This is a genomic window from Clostridium sp. AF17-21AC (assembly GCF_003461365.1).
Lineage (GTDB): Bacteria > Bacillota > Clostridia > Lachnospirales > Lachnospiraceae > Coprococcus > Coprococcus ammoniilyticus.
In genome coordinates, this window is sequence record NZ_QTWY01000004.1 from 227973 (window position 1) to 247223 (window position 19251).

At 41.2% G+C, this 19251-nt stretch carries 14 protein-coding genes; 13 read left to right on the forward strand and 1 reads right to left on the reverse strand.

Annotated elements, in window-relative coordinates:
- The first annotated feature begins 137 nt into the window (after positions 1–137).
- From DWW85_RS07940 to DWW85_RS07955, 4 genes are all read left to right on the forward strand, one after another.
- Entirely contained in the window at positions 138–542 is a 405-nt protein-coding gene (locus tag DWW85_RS07940; RefSeq protein WP_015534085.1) for a hypothetical protein, read from the forward strand.
- A gap of 257 nt (positions 543–799) precedes the next feature.
- Positions 800–1240 (forward strand): hypothetical protein, encoded by a 441-nt coding sequence (locus tag DWW85_RS07945; RefSeq protein WP_015534084.1) that lies wholly within the window; start codon positions 800–802, stop codon positions 1238–1240.
- A 48-nt stretch (positions 1241–1288) separates the two neighbouring features.
- Positions 1289–2800, forward strand: a complete 1512-nt coding sequence (locus DWW85_RS07950) for an SMI1/KNR4 family protein (RefSeq protein WP_117551463.1) — start codon at positions 1289–1291, stop codon at positions 2798–2800.
- Between the two features lie 83 nt (positions 2801–2883).
- Positions 2884–3933 (forward strand): S66 peptidase family protein, encoded by a 1050-nt coding sequence (locus DWW85_RS07955; protein WP_117808276.1) that lies wholly within the window; start codon positions 2884–2886, stop codon positions 3931–3933.
- Between the two features lie 402 nt (positions 3934–4335).
- Here DWW85_RS07955 and DWW85_RS07960 read toward each other — a convergent pair whose 3' ends face one another.
- The gene (locus DWW85_RS07960) at positions 4336–4770 is read right to left on the reverse strand and encodes an Rrf2 family transcriptional regulator (RefSeq protein ID WP_021944774.1); all 435 of its coding nucleotides are present in this window, start codon (positions 4768–4770) and stop codon (positions 4336–4338) included.
- Between the two features lie 463 nt (positions 4771–5233).
- Here DWW85_RS07960 and DWW85_RS07965 point away from each other — a divergent pair, with 463 nt between their 5' ends.
- The 9 genes from DWW85_RS07965 (at position 5234) to glpK (ending at position 19175) form a co-directional block, all read left to right on the forward strand.
- A complete protein-coding gene (locus DWW85_RS07965; protein ID WP_021944775.1) occupies positions 5234–7327 on the forward strand; it encodes an Ig-like domain-containing protein in 2094 nt (697 codons plus the stop codon).
- 489 nt (positions 7328–7816) lie between these two features.
- On the forward strand, positions 7817–9127 hold the full coding sequence (locus DWW85_RS07970) for an O-acetylhomoserine aminocarboxypropyltransferase/cysteine synthase family protein (protein WP_021944776.1): 1311 nt from the start codon (positions 7817–7819) through the stop codon (positions 9125–9127).
- Positions 9128–9243: 116 nt separating this feature from the next.
- Positions 9244–10173 carry a cysteine synthase A gene (gene cysK / locus DWW85_RS07975; protein ID WP_021944777.1) on the forward strand — a complete coding sequence of 310 codons (930 nt, stop codon included), beginning with the start codon at positions 9244–9246 and terminating at the stop codon, positions 10171–10173.
- Positions 10174–10356: 183 nt separating this feature from the next.
- Positions 10357–10560: a hypothetical protein gene (locus tag DWW85_RS07980; protein WP_117808278.1), complete on the forward strand. Its 204-nt coding sequence runs from the start codon at positions 10357–10359 to the stop codon at positions 10558–10560.
- A gap of 11 nt (positions 10561–10571) precedes the next feature.
- Complete coding sequence (locus DWW85_RS07985) at positions 10572–10787, forward strand: hypothetical protein (RefSeq protein ID WP_117808279.1); 216 nt, start codon at positions 10572–10574, stop codon at positions 10785–10787.
- 34 nt (positions 10788–10821) lie between these two features.
- The gene (locus DWW85_RS07990; RefSeq protein ID WP_117808280.1) at positions 10822–11841 is read left to right on the forward strand and encodes a lysylphosphatidylglycerol synthase transmembrane domain-containing protein; all 1020 of its coding nucleotides are present in this window, start codon (positions 10822–10824) and stop codon (positions 11839–11841) included.
- A gap of 90 nt (positions 11842–11931) precedes the next feature.
- Positions 11932–14634 carry a TetM/TetW/TetO/TetS family tetracycline resistance ribosomal protection protein gene (locus DWW85_RS07995; RefSeq protein ID WP_021944780.1) on the forward strand — a complete coding sequence of 901 codons (2703 nt, stop codon included), beginning with the start codon at positions 11932–11934 and terminating at the stop codon, positions 14632–14634.
- 269 nt (positions 14635–14903) lie between these two features.
- Positions 14904–17243, forward strand: coding sequence for a hypothetical protein (locus DWW85_RS08000; protein WP_021944781.1), 2340 nt, complete (start codon positions 14904–14906; stop codon positions 17241–17243).
- Between the two features lie 450 nt (positions 17244–17693).
- On the forward strand, positions 17694–19175 hold the full coding sequence (glpK, locus tag DWW85_RS08005; RefSeq protein WP_021944783.1) for a glycerol kinase GlpK: 1482 nt from the start codon (positions 17694–17696) through the stop codon (positions 19173–19175).
- The last annotated feature ends 76 nt before the right edge of the window (positions 19176–19251 follow it).

The window sequence follows — 19251 nt, forward strand, 5'->3', positions numbered from 1 at the left end:
AGTGAAGAAGATGTGGCTTTACATTTAAATGGGATGATTATAAAGAATTTAAGAAACTTTTAGATAAAGAATATAAAGATTATTTAAGTGTATAACCAGTATTATGAGCAAATTATATGAAGGGACAGATTTGATATATGGGTTTATTTAATAAAATGAAAAATTTTTTTTCGGGCTTTAAGTATAAGCTGGACAGAGAGATTTTAAGGGAATATCTCCAGCATACAATTGATTTTGCTGTCGAGAATAAGTTGCCATTTTGTGATGAATTTTATATTGCCGACAGTCTTGATGCAAAGGATAGATTACATGTCACTATCCTAAATTATGATGTACCGGGAGATGCTGTTTATGAGATTGAGAAGAGTTTTGAGGGAATAGTTATTTTTGCAAATCATGAGAAATGTTATGATCCGGAAAATGATCATAAGTATATTGATGCGGAAGATTTTATAAGCCAAGAGCTTTGCACGTTGCCAGAAGAGTTTTTTGTAGCCATGGATATCGCACCGACTATGCTTGAACAGTATATGATAAAATGAGCATTAGAAGACCGATGGTGTGGAGATTGTTTTGTTCACATAAAATGGAAAAGGTAGGATGGATTGTCGTGATTGTTATCGTGACTATCTTATATTAATTGGAGTAAAAAAGAAATTGAGGGGATATAAGTATCATACGGAAAAATAACTATATTATTTTGAAGAAAAGTACATAGTTTATCCCATTTCTAATATGATTTAATTATGTTACACGTTGATAAATCGGAATTTTAAGAATTGTCTAGGAGATATGATTTATGAAAAAAACACATTTAATAATTGTAAATATAATTCTTTTACTGTGGTATTTTCTTTCAATGATAGGATTGAAGATTGGAGACAAATACTTGGTAACAGGTGCATTTGAGGAAGAATGGCTATTTATGCTTATTCCGACAATTACATTCGTTTTAATGTTAGTTACAAAAAATGTTGGAAGGAATATACATTTGATATGGTTGGCAGGGTGGTTTGTCACTCAGTTCTTAAGTCATGAATGGTATACTTTATTTGGAAGAGGATTTATGGGAGAAATGGACAAGAAGATTGCCTATTTTTCAGAATGCATTCAATTAATAAATGTGGATGGAAGATATGTTCCTGATGTATATCATATTGTATTACATATTTTGATAATTATTGCATTTGTTGTGACCTTGCTTTATAGAGAAGAAAAAACATTAGTTGACGAAGTGTGAAAATTCCAGTTTTTGAAACTGAGAAATCGGAATTTGTGAGGGAAAGAAATGAAGAAAAATACTCCAAGCGATGATGAAATAAAGAATTATAGCCATAAGAAGATGACATTGCCATTGATGGAACATGCTTCTGAAGAAATGAAGGAACCTGTATGGAAGCTTGTTAAAAAGTTAGCGTCTTATGCTCGTGTACCGGGCGCTATGTCAGATTTTAAGAAAATGGCGGTGTTCGCTGAGGATGATGCAATTGTCGATGTAGTTCTGGATACATTACAGGATATGAAATATCCTTTTAAAAACACAGATTTTATACCGGATATCATGGGCTATTATTACTCGATTGCATTGATTTCGCAAAGCATGCATAGAAGGGAAGAAACGATTAAGCTGTTCAATGAGCTTGTTGATTATGCAATCAGTATTAAATCTAACAGCGCATTGCCACTTGCGAGAAATATGGATGTTTTGTCAAAGGAATATCCCGATCTGTCAGATTTATTTGAAAAAGCAAAGACTATCTATAGATTTGATGCAATAGATAGTATAAAAGAAAGGGTGCCTATACAGGTCAATAAGCTTTATCACGATTATACAAATGCAGATAAAATAGAAGCAGAATACATTAATGTTGAAAATCCTGAGGATGGTAAGGTTTTTGTCGAAGTGGATGAAAATGGATATGTCGTAAGAATAGTAGAAAAGGGGAAAAACATTTATACAAAGATATTTAAACATTATAGCTATGACATGATTAATTATGCGATAGTCAGAGATGTTTTGCTGAGAAAACACATGGAAGAAATGCGAATCAATGATATTGCGGATGCAAGAGTTGTCGAAGCTACGAGAACGGATCTTAAGAAACTGTATAGTGATATTGAGATATCTGTAAATAATAAGGAGTTTGCATATATATTAGATGGGCATGAAAAATTCAATAATACTGATTTACCGAAGGATGTCCAAGACTTTCTGGAAGAAATATATAATGATGAAGACTTGAAAGATGCATTTTTCGATTGTGATATTGAAATCTATGATGAGGCATGGGTTAAGGATCTTGAGGAGGATGATTCGTGGTTTGAAGATCTTATGGGATCGGGAGAATCCAGTTATAAGAATATTAAACCGTTTGCACGTGACGGCTTAGGTGGATTATGGGTAGTGTTAGATGATGAAATGATCGGATATATCGGTACAGAGGGCGAATGTGGAATCATAGCCCGCAATATAAATGAGTTCATGAATATTGTTGCGGTACAGAGAGGATATATAGATGATTTCTGTAATGCTGATATATTAAAATCTGTGGATGCATTTATAGAGGAATATGAAGAACCTCGTGATTCAGATTATAATAGGGAATTTAATAGATTTATAAAGAAGCATGGTTTTACTAAAGATTTAAAGAAAATATATGAATATATTATAAAAGGAGTCACAATAAAACCGTTTTTCCAAGTCGTCGCTACAGATGATGAATATGAAGATTCCTACTCAATACTTGGAAGCGATGATGGACAAGAAGCATTGGAGTCTCTTATAGAGATGCTTGAATAAGTTTGGATTATTTCCTGTTTTAGGTGGAAAGTTGTAAAAGAACTCGATAACTTCCAGTTTATGAGGATAAAAGGAGGAGAAAAATGAGATATCCGAAATTTTTAGAAAAAGGTGGAACGATTGGTTTTGTTGCGCCATCTTTTGGTTGTAATATAGAACCATATCGGACAGCATTTGGTCATGCACTTGATACATTCCATGCTAAGGGCTATCAGACGGAGCTTGGTCCGAATTGTTATGAAGGCTGTGGTATCGGTATCAGTAACACGCCGGAGAAATGCGGTCAGGAGATTAATGAAATGTACACATCAAAGAAAAATGATGTTCTGATATCCTGCGGCGGTGGAGAGCTGATGTGTGAGACTCTTGATCATATTGATTTTGAACGCTTAAAGAAAGCAGATCCGAAATGGTTTGTGGGATATTCGGATAATACGAATCTAACCTATCTGCTGACAACGATCTGTGATACAGCTTCTGTTTATGGCCCATGTGCGGCAGCGTTTGGCATGGAGCCGTGGCATGCATCGATAGAAGATACATTTGCGCTGCTTTGTGGTGAGAAGAAAAGCCTGCAGGGATATCGTGGATATGAGAAGGAATCCCTGAAGGATGAAGAACATCCGCTTGCACCGTATAATATCACTGAACAGAAGGAACTTCACCTGTATGAAACAGATGCGACGCATGGATCGACTGCTGTCGATGAAGTATTCATGGCAGGCAGACTGATCGGCGGATGTATGGATTGTCTGGTGAATCTGCTTGGAACGAAATTTGATAAAACAACAGATTTTCTGGAACACTATAAAGAGGATGGCTTCATCTGGTTCTTAGAAGCCTGTGATCTGAATGTGATGGCGATCCGCCGTGCTATGTGGCAGATGGAGCATGCGGGATGGTTCCGATATGTGAAGGGATTCCTGATCGGACGCCCGCTGGTGCATGGACAGGAGATGATGGGGCTTGACCAGTATCATGCGGTACTGGATATTATCGCCCACCACAATGTGCCGGTTATCATGGATGCCGATCTTGGACATATCGCACCGATGCTGCCATTGATCTCCGGCAGCTATGCGAACATCACCGCCACCGGAAACAACCTTGTGGTTGACATGAAGTTGAAGTAGAATGCTCCCTTCAGGGAAGTATTTTTATTGATAAGAATATCTTTTAAGCGCACGACAGCCCATCGTTTAAAAATCAATAGTGCAGTCGACTGAGTTTCCTATGATTTTGTGCCATGTCGTCGCCGCAGATGATTTTATTGCGGCAGAGACATGTGCATATAACCATATTGTCTCTTATGATATTACAAAACGGCTGAATTGGTTATACTCTGGCACTAACAAAACAATAGCATAGATTTCGTTATATAATGCATATTGCCAGCGAATGCGGGTGCATGTCTGAGCCCGTAGGGCGAGTTTGCACAGGAGCATGAGCGGATAAGGCATATGCATTAAATAGAAATCTATGCTAGTTTTTTATGTGTCAGAGTATAAGCAATCCAGCCACTTGGAAAATCAAGGCTAAATGCAGTATTCGTCGCCGGCTTCAGGTCGGCTGTTGCAGAGGTCTGCGATGGTGGTTGTGTCAACAACGCTGCAGATCGCACTGTAGAGCTGCTTCCACAGATTGTAAGTGGAGCAGATGGATTCACGCTCACATTCAGGCGCATCCTCTTCGACACAGGCAACAGGGGCAAGCGTTCCTTCTGTCAGACGAAGAACTGCACCGACTGTAATGTCTTCCGGTGCTTTTCGTAACAGGTAGCCACCCTGTGGACCACGGACGCTTCGGACAAGTCCGCCGGAATTTAATATAGAAATGATCTGTTCCAGATATTTATCAGAGATATCCTCGTTTTTTGCTACATCCTTTATGCTGACCGGCTTACCATTAGAGTTGGCTGCTATATAGATCATAAGCCGTAATGCATATCTTCCTTTTGTTGATATTTTCAATGTAATACACCTCCAAATTACACGATCATAATTCATACTAATTTTCTATGAATTGATTATACACCAGTTTAAAAGAAAAAGCTACAGAAATATTTCTATTTTCCTATTGATAAAGTAGGAATATAAAAAGTAAGAATTAAAAAATGAGTTTTCATCAATAATTTGGTATATTGATTTTGTAAAAGGTGGTATATGGGGAATTGGTACTGACTGTTTCTATAAGAAGTAGGATAGGATATAGTCAGACCAAACGACAATATAACGAGGGTATGGCAATCAGACAATTTATTGTCAAAGAGCACGTTTTTCAATGGGGTATTAGGAAAATCGTTCAGGATACAGGCAATAGAATACTGCCGTCATCTCGATATTGACGTTTCACATCCAACCGGTCAAGGTCTTCGACCGGATTCAATCCATTAAGAAAAAATTTCTAAGCCTTCTGTTAGTGTTGTGCTTTGTTATGGCATTTGGTTCAATAACAGCACTGGCAGCAGAGGGACAAACAACAGACATATGGGATGGTACAGCAGATACAAGCTGGTACACGGGTCATGAGACAGAGAGTGAGTACCATATAACGACGGCAGAACAGCTTGCCGGACTTGCGCAGCTTATTAACACAGGTACTATAACCTTTGAGGGAAAGACTGTTTATTTGGATAATGATCTTGATCTGGATAAACGTGAATGGATATCCATTGGCAAAGGTAAAGGTGGAAGACAGGCAGCATATAGTTTTTGTGGTATATTTGACGGACAGGGACATGTAATTTCTAATTTGTATTCCCGTGATTCGCTGATGCCAAAAACGAATGTGGGGGATGATAAGGAAAATTGTTATAGACAGGGCTTATTTGGAAATGTCTATGATGGTGAGGTCAAGAATCTTGGTATTGAAAATGCTGATATTATAGTTGATCTCAATGATGCATCTACATATGGAAAAGGTATATTAGTAGACTGGCTTTGTAATTCCAAAATTACAAATTGCTGGACATCCGGTTCTATTTCGGGTGGTGCATATCTGGAGCATTATGTTGGAGGCATTGCAGGATGTACCTTGAGAAATAGTACTCTTACAGGATGTTATTCGACTGCAACTATTACAGGAAATTATAAGGGAACTTGTTATAAAGAAGAAGATGTAATGACGTATTTTGACTGTCTGGGTGGTATTGCAGGAGGAATGCTAGACGGAAGCCTTACAGTCGAAGATTGTTGGTTTTCTGGAAAAATCAATGTTAATTCTATACAGGCAACAGTTGGTGGAATGGTTGGATATTCAGACAATGCAAGTGTTACTAATTGTATGGTAACTTCTGCAGACCTTGCTGCAGATGAAGGTGGCAATACCTGCTGGGTTGTCTATAGTGGACTTAGTCTTGGTACGGCAGAAAACAATTACTGGCCGGCAGATGACCGGTATCAGGCAACGCTTCTTAAAGAGCAGGATGGAACCGCTGTGTCAGATTTCACATCTGCGGATGTGCTTTCCGGACTTCAGGCAAAGCAGGGAGCAGGCATTGAATGGGTAGCAGGAATCGATCATCCTACATTTGCATGGGATGACAGAAATATTCCGGCAGATTATACAGCAGTTGATGCGGCTATTGCAAAAGCGGACAAGATAGATGGAACACTGTATTCTAATTATGAAGATGTAAAGGCTGCCATTAATGCTGTTGACCGTAAAAAGAGCAAGTATGAGCAGAAGATAGTAGATGCAATGGCAAAATCTATTGAGGATGCTGTTGCAGGTCTGAAAGAGAAAGACAACGGTAAAGACAACAATAAAGATAATAATACCCCGGTTACCCCACAGATAAAGACATATACAGTAACATTTAAAGCAGCAGGTGGAAGCGCAGTTAAGGCGCAGAAGGTAAAAGAAGGTAAGTCAGTAAGTAAGCCGAAAAATCCAACAAGAAAAGGTTATAAATTTGCAGGCTGGTATACAGGAAAAACTGCATATAAGTTTGATACTCCGGTTAAAGCCAATCTGACATTAACTGCAAAGTGGACAAAGATCAAGGTGAAGAAGATCAAGATCACAGGAATGTCCAAGCAGATTGCAGCAGGTAAGAAGATTAAGCTGAAAGTAACCGTAACTCCAAAGACTGCAGCAAATCGTACAGTAAAATGGAAGAGCAGCAATAAGAAATATGCAACTGTAAATTCCAAGGGCGTTGTAACTGTAAAGAAAGCAGGAATAGGCAAGAAGGTAACGATAACAGCGATTGCAAAGGATGGAAGCGGAAAGAAAGCAACCTACCGTATAAAGATCATGAAGAAAGCTGTTAAGAAAATTACCTTAAAAGCATCAAAAACAAAAGTAACTGCCGGTAAAAAGGTAACAATAAAAGCAACTGTCACTCCTGGAAAGGAAGTAAACAAAAAGCTGACATATAAGAGCAGTAACAAGAAGTATGCAACTGTAAATTCCAAGGGTGTTGTTACTACCAGGAAAGCAGGAAAAGGGAAGACTGTAAAGATCATAGCAACTGCAACAGATGGAAGCGGTAAGAAAGCTACTATTAAGATCAAAATTAAATAATGCCTAAAGCAGTTAGATGTAACAAATAAATATAAACCGATAAATTAAAATAAAGGATGCTGAGCCACGGGATAAAACCTGTGGTTTAGCATTTTTTTCTATTTTCTGAAAAATATTTCTATTATCCTATTGACAAAGTAGGAATAGAGGTGTAATATACATGCATAAGATAAATCATAGTTTGTTGATAGGAATAAGCGGAAACGAGGTAAAAGGCATGTTGAACAAGTATTATCAACCACAATATTTGAATGAAGACAATCGAATGTGTACTACCAGACAAACGTTATCAGCAGGCGGAATTTACAGATGTTGTCGCTAGAGTAAGCCCGGATAAGAATATCCATGAATGACGAAATGATAAGCTCCGGCATAGGGAGCAAATAACGAATACAGAATAAAATGACAGATAATAAAACGGCAGTACACAATGATAGAAGAAACGGATACGTACATCAGCCGGGAGAAAAGAACAGGAGATTAAAAATTATGGCAAAGAAATCATACAGCGAAAGAAATTTAAAATTTGAAACATTACAGTTACACGTAGGACAGGAAACACCGGATCCTGTAACAGATGCAAGAGCAGTTCCGATCTATCTTACATCATCATATGTATTCCATAACAGCCAGCATGCGGCAGACAGATTTGGTCTCAGAGATGCAGGTAACATTTACGGAAGACTTACAAATCCTACAGAAGACATTTTCGAAAAGAGAATCGCAGCATTAGAGGGTGGCGTAGCAGCACTTGCAGTTGGTTCGGGAGCAGCAGCTCTGACATATGCACTTCAGGCAGTTGCACATAAGGGTGACCACATCGTAGCAGCAAAGAACATCTACGGTGGAACATATAACCTTCTTGCACATACACTTCCGGATTTTGGAATCGAGACAACATTCGTTGATCCATTTGACTATGATGCAATCGAAGCTGCTATTCAGGACAATACAACCGGTATCGAGATCGAGACACTCGGAAATCCTAACTCAGAGGTTGTAGATATCGAGAGAATCGCAAAGATCGCACATGCACATAATATTCCATTGATCGTAGATAATACATTTGCAACACCTTATCTCGTTCGCCCGATCGAGTACGGCGCAGATATCGTTGTACATTCCGCTACCAAGTTCATCGGTGGACACGGAACAACGATCGGTGGTGTCATTATCGACAGTGGTAACTTCGACTGGACATCCAGTGACAAATACCCATGGTTAACAGAGCCGAACGTATCTTACCATGGAGTAAGCTTTGCAAAGGATACAGCACCTGCTGCATTTGTTACTTACATCAGAGCGATCCTGTTAAGAGATATGGGCGCAACTATCTCACCGGTACATTCATTCATCTTCCTTCAGGGACTTGAGACATTATCCTTACGTGTAGAACGTCATGTTGAAAATGCACTTAAGGTTGTACAGTATCTGAAAGATCAGCCACTGGTTGAGAAGGTAAATCATCCATCCATCTCAGAGGATCCTGAACAGCAGGCATTATATAAGAAATATTTCCCAAATGGCGGCGGATCAATCTTCACATTTGAGATCAAGGGCGGAGCAAAAGAGGCACAGGCATTTATCGATCAGCTTGAGTTATTCTCGCTCCTTGCAAATGTTGCAGATGTAAAATCCCTTGCTATCCATCCGGCATCAACCACTCATTCAGAGTGCAACGAGGCTGAGTTATTAGATCAGGGTATCAAGCCGAATACAATTCGTCTGTCCATCGGAACAGAGAACATCGACGATATTATCGAAGATCTGGATGAAGCATTTAAGGCAATCGCAGAATAATCAATAATAAAAACAGTAGATAATTGAACATAAAAATAATAAAAAAATATGGGTGATCGAAGATCATCGGTCACCTGCAAAACGAAAAAATAGAATCAGAATAGGAGATTAAAGTTATGAGTAAAATTTATAAAGACGCAACAGAGTTAATCGGAAATACACCATTAGTAGAGTTCAATCACATTGAGAAAAAGGAAGGCTTAAATGCAAAGATCCTTGCAAAGTTAGAGTATTTTAATCCGGCAGGAAGCGTAAAAGACAGAATCGCAAAAGAGATGATCGAAGATGCTGAGAGAAAGGGCACATTAAAGCCGGGCGCTACGATCATTGAGCCTACATCCGGAAATACAGGTATCGGTCTTGCATCTATTGCTACAGCAAAGGGTTATAAGGCAATCATCGTTATGCCGGAGACCATGAGCGTTGAAAGAAGAAATATCATCAAAGCATACGGCGCAGAGATCGTTCTGACTGAAGGTGCAAAGGGTATGAAGGGTGCGATCGCAAAGGCTGAGGAGCTTTCTAAGGAGATCCCTGACAGCTTCGTTGCAGGTCAGTTCGTAAATCCTGCAAATCCGGAAGCACACAGAAAGACAACAGGCCCGGAGATCTGGAATGATACAGATGGAAAGGTTGATATCTTTGTAGCAGGTGTTGGTACAGGCGGAACGGTAACAGGTGTCGGTGAATATCTGAAGCAGCAGAATCCGGATGTTAAGGTTGTAGCAGTAGAGCCGGCTACATCACCGGTTCTTTCAAAGGGAACTGCAGGAGCACATAAGATTCAGGGTATCGGTGCAGGATTTGTACCGGATACATTAAATACAAAAATCTACGATGAGATCATCACAATCGACAATGATGCAGCATTTGAAGGCGGCAAAGAGATCGCAAGTATAGAAGGTATTCTCGTTGGTATCTCATCCGGTGCAGCTTTCGTAGCAGCAAAGGAACTTGCAAAGCGTCCTGAAAATGCAGGAAAGACAATCGTAGTTCTCCTTCCGGACAGTGGTGACAGATATTACTCAACTCCGCTCTTTGGATAAAACCAATAAGATTTACATGTGAATATAATATCCTTTCAAAATAATCATTTATCTCAAAACAGACACGCTTCACCATACAGCAATGTGGTGGGGCGTGTTTGTTGTTGTCGGTGAGCGTGTGGATATGGTATAGTGTAATTGTGCGGAAAGTAACGGTTTAGAATAAAGCAGAAAAGAGGCAATATGAAATTTATTTACAATGCTTTTGTTTTAAACCATATTGAATATGCGAAGATTTATAGTGAAATAAATACGAATTACAGTAAATATAAAAATAAACCTTTTGCAGTTCATGCATCATATGGAATTGATAACAGACCATATTGGCATTATTTTGAGAACCATGGCTATAATGAATACAATATTTATATGCGTATTGAGATGTAAGGAGGATGAATATGGAGGAATTAACAGCTTTATTAAATGCTATTGATGATTCTTATTATGATTTTGTTTCAGCAATGATAAATTATGCAGCGAAAAAACCAACAAGACAAAAATTATTAGTTGATTATATTAAAAATACTCCAAATTTAAAATCTTCTGATGTCGTAAGATTCGTTTCGGAGCAAAATGATTTTTTTGAGGATGCTGCATATATGGAAGTTGAGTAACAATAGATAAAAGATACGGAGTAATAAGTTGAGTATGAAGAAATTAACAGAAACACAGAAAAGTATTATAAAATGGGCATTTGTGCTGGTGCTTCTCGGCTTGATCGTATATGTGTTCCGGGATATGGCAGGACCGATCGCAAAGCAGCTTGTGAAGACAAGCCCTTGGATCGTCGTGCTGATCCTTGTGGCGACATTGCTGTATGGTGTGTTTGAGAGTACGATCACGATGTTATTTGCCAGACAGTATAATCCGACGTTTACATTCAGACAGGCGTTTGGAATGACATATTTTGTGTCATTTTACAGAACGGCGACGCTTGGAAGCGGAGCGGGTGTGTCGGCTCTGGTTTACCTGAATGAGTATGGAGTGAAGACCTCAGAAGCATTTGGTATGTATATGATTGAATATGCAGTGCACAAATTAAGCATCGGAATCATGGCGGTGATCCTGTATCTGCTGCATTTCCATTATATGAATGAAACCTTTGCGGAATATGAAGCATATATTGGAATTGGATTTGTGGCTACAGTTATTATTACGATATGTTTACTGTTGTTTGTATGTGCCGGATGGTTCCATCAGATCTTAAAGAAGCTGATGGATCTGGTGAATTACAAAGGACGATTTACAGAAAAGTTTGCTAAAATCAAGGAACAGTGTGATATCATGGAAACGGAATCAAAGAAACTGCTGCGCCATTGGAAGCTGCTGCTTGGCGTTCTGCTGATCAACATTTGTAAATTTTCCTGCTGGTTTATGATTCCGTATATCGTACTGTACAAGAACGGTGCATTTTCGCCGGATGTGGCACTGGCGATCACGACGGTATCAGTCATGCTGGCGGCAGTTATTCCTACGCCTGCAGGAATCGGTTCCAGTGAGTTTGTAATGATCGCAATGTTTGGTGCGATCGTGGGAAGTGCGAAAGCAGGAGCTATGGCACTGCTATACCGTTTTGCAACATTTGTATTTCCATGTGCACTGGGCGCGGTCTATGCAGCGAAGTTTGCAGTTATAAAACAGAGAAAGAATAAGAAGAAGGAAGTCTGACCCGTATGAAATGTGGGACGGATGGAAAAATATCCATCAGCTATATGCTCGATATGATATATGATGGACAGAAACAGGGTAAATACAGATATGAAAAAGTTGGTGGTGGGTATTCTTGCCCATGTTGATTCGGGAAAAACTACATTATCGGAAGCCATGTTATATACGGCAGGCAAGATCCGTAAGCTTGGACGGGTGGATCATAAGGATGCTTACCTGGATACGGATGCACAGGAGCGGGAGCGTGGGATCACGATATTTTCCAAGCAGGCGGTATTTACATATGATGGCATGGAGATTACACTGCTTGATACGCCGGGGCATGTTGATTTCTCGGCGGAAATGGAACGAACCTTACAGGTGCTTGACTATGCGATTCTTGTCATTAATGGTGTGGACGGGGTACAGAGCCATACCGATACATTATGGAAGCTGTTGAAGCGGTACGAGATCCCGACATTTATATTTGTAAATAAGATGGACATGGATGGGGCAGATAAAGATGCTGTTTTCCAAAATATACGAAAAAAGCTGGATGGGGATTGCGTTGATTTCTCATCCGGGGACAGAGATGAACAGATCGCGATGGCAGACGAGAGACTGTTAGATACCTATCTGGATAGTGGTATGGTTGAGGTAGAGGATATCATCGAAGCAATTCTTGACAGAAAGATATTTCCTTGTTTCTGGGGATCGGCACTCAAACTCTCCGGTGTGCAGGAATTGTTGGATGCGATGAATACCTATATGGTGATGCCTGCATATAATGCAGAATTTGGCGGACGGATCTTCAAGATATCGAGAGATGCAAAAGGGGAACGTCTTACCTATATGAAGGTGACCGGAGGAAGCTTAAAGTGCAGAGAGCAGATCGAGGGAACCGAAGGAAAAGTCAACCAGATACGGATTTATTCCGGTGCGCGTTACGAGACGGTAGAGGAGGCTTCTGCCGGAACGGTATGTGCGGTCACCGGGCTTGGTGAGACATCCGCAGGTCAGGGCGTTGGATGTGAACAGGAAAATGTATTTGCCGGACTGGAACCTGTGTTATCTTATAAAGTCAGCTATCCGGAGGACAAGGATGCAGTTGTCGTGCTCCGGGATATCAGGCAGTTAGAGGAAGAAGAACCTGAGTTACATGTGGAGTTTGCACAGGAGACCGGAGAGATCTTTGTGAAGGTTATGGGACAGGTGCAGCTTCAGGTGCTGACGCAGATCGTAAAAGACAGATTTGGCTATCTCATATCATTTGGTATGGGAAGGATCATATATAAAGAGACACTTGCAGAACCGGTAATGGGAGTCGGACATTTTGAGCCGCTTCGTCACTATGCCGAAGTGCATTTACTGATGGAACCGTTGGAGCCGGGAAGTGGCATGCAGTTTGATACGATATGCAGTGAGGATGTACTCGATAAGAACTGGCAGAGACTGATCCTGACACATCTGGAAGAAAAGGAATACCGGGGCGTGCTGACAGGCGCACCGATCACAGATATGAAGATCACAGTGACCGCAGGACGGGCACATCAGAAGCACACAGAGGGCGGTGATTTCCGTCAGGCAACATATCGTGCAGTAAGGCAGGGGCTTATGATGGGGGAATGCAGACTGTTAGAACCCGTGTATGCATTCCGGCTGGAGATCCCTACAGAGATGACCGGGCGGGCGATGAATGATATCACGCGGATGCATGGACGATTTGCACAGCCGGAGATTGAAGGCGAAATGAGTATCCTGACAGGAACTGCACCGGTTGCTACGATGCAGGAGTACCAGCAGGATGTAACGGCATATACCAGAGGGCAGGGAAAGTTATCCTGTACCCTGCAGGGATATGAGCCATGCCACAATGAAGATGAAGTGCTGGCGGCAAGTACCTATGATCCGGAGCTTGATTTGGCAAATCCGGCATCATCGGTATTCTGTGCACATGGAGCCGGATATATCGTGGACTGGTACGATGTGTATGATATGATGCATGTAAAAGAAGATCCGGGATTTGCACTTGCAGGAATGGAAGATGTCCTGCGGAATATAACGTCAGAGCCTACTGAGGCAGACGAGGATAACCGGAAGCGGATGGCGCGTGAGCGGCAGGACGCAGGTGTGCCGGTGTATGATGAGAAAGAGTTAGAGGATATATTTGTCCGTACCTATGGTTCAAACAGCCGGGAAAATGCAGCTTATAATAAAGCGGGTTTCAATCGGTATAATAAGGGTGTATCGGAAGCGGACTGGTATGTAAAAAAGGCGGCAGGACATGGTAAAAGCAAAACTGCCGGTGCGCAGACACTGTCTGCCGGATCAAAGACGGCGGATACCGGAATTGCCAGACCTGGGGCATACAGGAAGCAAAAGGGCGAGAAAGAATATCTGTTAGTTGATGGGTATAACGTGATATTTGCATGGGATGATCTGAAAGCACTGGCGGCGGTGAACATTGACAGTGCCAGAGATAAGCTGATCGATATTATGTCGAATTATCAGGGGTATGTCGGCTGTGAATTGATCCTTGTATTTGATGCTTATAAGGTGAAGCAGAATCCGGGCAGCATTACAAAGCATGGAAATATCCATGTGGTTTATACGAAGGAAGCCGAGACTGCCGATATGTATATAGAAAAGACGACACATGAGCTTGGCAGAAAGTATAAAGTGACGGTTGCATCCTCAGATGGACTGGAACAGTTGATCATCATGGGGCAGGGCGCACTTCGGATGTCCTCCCGCGGGCTTCGGGAAGAAGTAGAACGTGTGAACCAGATTTTGAGAAATGATTATCTCAAATAAAACGGACATGTTTCTGGTATGATCCTGAAAAGATATCAGAGGGAATCAATTCCAAAACAGCTATATGTATGAAATTTGTTAAAAATAGAATGTAAAAGTGAGTATTCTTTTCACAAAATTATATTATATAGATAAAAATATTTGGAATGTTTAAATAAATTTGGAAAAAATAACCAAAGAAAACCATATATTCCTTGAAGTTAATAACAAAATCTGCTAAAGTGAATAGTATGAGCGTACGAATTCAGATGAGATATGGAGGAGGAAGTATGGGAAATAAATTATTTGTAAGACAGATGAAGAGAACCGTTGCCTGCGTTGCGGCAGCAGCTACTGTTTTCTCAATGAATCCGGCAGGGCTTCCGTATGCAGGGGGACAGGCTGGGGCATTTGTTGTAGATGCAGCGACTGAGAGTACGGCAGTGGAGATCAGTACATATGAACAGTTTGCAGCTTTTGCAAAAGCGGTAAATGCAGGTACGGCAGAGGCATATGCAAGTGTAAAGCTGACAGCGGATATTACGATACCGGCAGGAACCACATGGATACCAATCGGTAGTGCTGCTAATCCATATACGGGAGTATTTGACGGGGCGGGACATACAGTGTCAGGACTTACGGCAAGTATAACGGCTGCAGAATATAGTCCTGAAGCTCCGTTTGGTTTATTTGGAAAGACACAGGGAGCAACGATCAAGAATCTGAAGATGAGCAATGTAGTACTTTCCGGAGAATCGAGTTCGGGCAGTGGTATTTTATGCGGTCTGGCTGAGAAGACCGAGATCAGCGGATGTACGATTGATAGCAGTTGTTCAATCGTAAGTGATGGTGCATTGATCGGTGGTCTGGCATGTATGCTTACAGGAAGTACGGTTAAGGATTGTGTGGTTGCTGCGGACATTCAGTTGAATGGACAGGCACCGTCTGGTGGTTATGTTTATCAGGCAAATGGTTCCCAAATTATTAACAGTGTATTTAAGGGAACGATCAAGGGCACTGGTGCAATTGTATATACGGGTGGATTTGCTGGAATTAATAATGGTCTGATTGCAAACTGTATCTATTCAGGTTCAATGACTGCGGTTGCTTTTACAACCTGTAGTGCTTTTGCAGGAGAGGCATCGACTTCAGGAACGATAGTTAACTGCTTTGCAAATGGTAAGTTTTCATTAACAGATGGTTCAACAGGTACTACAACAGGTATTTTCAGAGGAAATGGTAACGGTAATAAAGTTGCAAACTGTATTGCAAATACTGCTATGGAACCGATGAATCTGATAGCTGTAGCAGGCAATGTTACCGATTGTGCATTCATGGAGTCGTCAGAGATCGCAGCCGGTAATGCTTCTTACAAATTGAATGGATATGCAGCTTCTTTGACAGATGCTGAGAAGAAAGAATACCATACATCCGAATGGAAATCTTTTGTAGAAACAGACAATGGTTCACTGACATTCAGTTCAGAAACCAAGGTTACAAGAAAAGTAACATTTTATGATACAGACAATAATGTGATCAGCGGCGGTTCAAACTTCATGGAGGAGGGCGCAAAACTCGTATATCCGGAGGCAGCAGATCCTTCCTATATTGCATGGGTAGACAGCAAGGGAAGAATATATGATAAGAATTCAGTTGTTGGTTCTGAGGATCTGGAGCTGTATCCATTGACAGAAGGTTATGTGGATTCACTGTTGAATATAAAACAGGTATCGATCACACTGGATAGTGATATTTCTCTGGTATATCTGGTAGATCCGGCTGTTCTGGAACGTTATCAGAATGCGACAATTGTGTACCGGGATGCATCCGGAACAGTACAGGGAGCATCGGGCTTGTCAAAAGAACTTACAAAGACTGTAAATGGCAAGACATATCTGTATGGAGAGTTTACAGGAATTGCAGCAAAGGAAATGACGAAAGATATAACAGCAACGCTTGAAGGTACCAGTGATGGTGGAATGACAAATTGCTACAGCAAGGCTTATACAACCAGTGTTGCTGATTATGCAAAACGGCTGATCGCAATGGATGGCACAAGTAAAGTATTAAAGACACTGTTGGTTGATCTGGTAAACTATGGTGCATCCGCTCAGACCTATTTTGGATATAACACTTCAGATCTGGCAAATGCAGATTTTGATGATTATCAGACCTATGCGAGTGCAAAGCATTCATTAACAGGATTTACGAATTCCGGAAGCTCAGTTACAAATTCCGGTGTTGTAAAGATCAGTGGACGAACATTGGTGCTTGAGAACCGTGTTGGTATTGCAGTGATCATTGATACATCTGAATATGAAGGGAATATTGCTGATATTACGATCAATGTCAACGGAACAGGAGTTTCAGATGTTATAGCAGGTCAGAATCTAAAGCCATATGGCACAAACAAATATTATGGTGTTACATATGAGATCCTTCCGACAAAGATGGATGAAACTTATACATTTACAGTTCAGGTAAATGGTGAAGCGTCAGCACGTATGACCTATGGTATATCTGCTTATGCCTATAATATGAGAAACAACAGCAATACAAAGCTGGTTGCATTACTGCAGGATATCATGGAATACGGTAATTCCGCATTAAACTACTGGCTTGCGAATTAAGAACGATAAGATATTAATATAAAGATATTGAAAATATAAGGAGGGTAACTAAAAATGAAAAAACAGTATGAGGCACCGGTTATGGAGATTGTGGAATTTGAGACAGAGGATATTATTACAACTTCAGGTGAAATAAACAATGGACTTATTATAGATCCAACAGGTGAAAATTAGAGTTATAAAAATATCAGAAATTGAATGAATATATAAAACCGGAGGAGTCTCGTATTCAAGGCGCTTTTCCGGTTATGGAGGCAATCATCAGAGATATGTGTATGCAAGGATACTGGCTGGTTGCCGGTACAAATAAAATACGGGGACAGGGGACGTTTTATACCAAATCCTGCCTCCGTATTTTGTTCATTTGTTATGGGAACGAGGAAAACGCAGCATAAGACAGGCAGAAGTTAGATCAGCCTGAAAAATTGTTATTTATAAAGAGGATATACAATGCAGAAATACATAATGGCGCTGGATCAGGGTACGACCAGTTCAAGAGCAATTTTATTTGGAAAAAATGGAGAGATGGCTGCTGTATCACAGAAGGAATTTACACAGTATTTTCCGGAAAATGGCTGGGTAGAGCAGGATCCGAAGGAAATATGGGCATCTCAGATGAGCGTAATGATGGAAGCAAGAGAGACACTTGGTATTCCAGTAGAAGAGATTGCAGCGATCGGAATTACGAATCAGAGAGAGACAACGATTGTCTGGAATAAAGAAACAGGAGAACCGATTTATCCGGCTATTGTATGGCAGTGCAGAAGAACCGCTGACCGGATCGATGCATTAAAGGCAGAAGGGTATGATACTGTGATCCGGGAAAAGACCGGACTGATCGCAGATCCGTATTTTTCCGCTACGAAGATCGAGTGGATCCTCGATCATGTTGACGGAGCAAGAGAGATGGCAGAGCAGGGCAAGCTGTATTTCGGTACAGTGGACACCTGGCTGATCTATAAGCTTACCGGCGGCAGGGTTCATGCAACGGATTATACAAATGCATCCAGAACGATGCTGTTTAATATTCACACATTAGAGTGGGATAAGGAATTGCTGGAGAAATTCCGGATACCGGAAAGTATGCTGCCGGAGGTGCATAATTCCAGTGAGATCTATGGATACACGGATGAACGGTTATTCGGCGGTTCGATACCGGTTGCAGGTGTTGCCGGAGATCAGCAGGCAGCTTTATTTGGACAGTGCTGCTTTGAACCGGGAGATACGAAGAACACATATGGTACCGGCTGTTTCCTGTTGATGAATACGGGAGACAGGGCTGTTTATTCCGAACATGGACTGCTTACTACGATAGCGATCGGACTGAACGGCAAGGTACAGTATGCACTGGAAGGCAGCGTATTTGTCGCAGGAGCGGCGATCAAATGGCTGCGCGATGAAATGAAGCTGATCGAGAAAGCCGGTGATACAGAGAGAATAGCATTATCCGTTAAGGACAGCAATGGTGTCTATGTGGTTCCGGCATTTACAGGACTTGGCGCACCATATTGGGATGCATATGCCAGAGGTGCGATCCTGGGACTAACCAGAGGCACCACAAGGGAACATATTGTTCGGGCGACCGTGGAATCACTGGCATATGAAACCTACGATGTGTTAAAGGCAATGGAGAATGATTCCGGCATGGAGCTGAAACGGCTGCGTGTAGATGGCGGTGCGAGTGCAAATAATTTCCTGATGCAGTTCCAGGCTGACCTGTTAGCAGGGGAAATTGTGCGCCCGGTCGTAACAGAAACGACAGCACTTGGTGCGGCATATCTGGCAGGACTGGCTGTTGGATATTATGACAGTATAGAAGAGATAAAGCAGAACTGGCAGGTGGAGCGGATATTTGAGCCGCAGATCGATGAAGAGATGCGGAGGATGCTGCTTTCCGGCTGGGAAAACGCAGTAAAGCGGGTGCTTTTATAAAATCAGAATTTAGTAGATAGAATTTGTGAGCTGTTTTCAGATGAACAGAAAATAGTTACAAATAGCAGGAGATAAA